Annotated in this window: 1 protein-coding gene; it reads left to right on the plus strand. The window is 71.2% G+C overall.

Annotated features, from left to right (window positions below):
- Window positions 1-274: hypothetical protein (locus IF17_RS01000000136970; protein ID WP_032773225.1), on the plus strand; the 274-nt coding region annotated here is incomplete at both ends.

A 274-nucleotide genomic window follows, 5' to 3' on the forward strand; every position in this document is an offset into this window, starting at 1 on the left:
CCCCCTCGCCAAGGCCGCCGCCCGCATCTCCCTCGGCACGACCATCGCCGAACTCCGCACCGAAGGCCTGCTCCCGAAGACCGGCGACGGCGGCACCCTGCCCCTGGATGCGCCGATCTCCGTGAAGGAAGCCGTCATGCCGTGGTCCCGTTTCCGGGACATCCACGGCCGGGGTGTCGACACCGTGCTGGGGCCGGAGATGCGCTCCACGGGTGAGGTCATGGGCATCGACTCCGTCTTCGGCACCGCCTACGCGAAGTCGCAGGCCGGTGCG

It is taken from the genome of Streptomyces cyaneofuscatus, from assembly GCF_000718135.1.
Taxonomy (GTDB): domain Bacteria; phylum Actinomycetota; class Actinomycetes; order Streptomycetales; family Streptomycetaceae; genus Streptomyces; species Streptomyces cyaneofuscatus.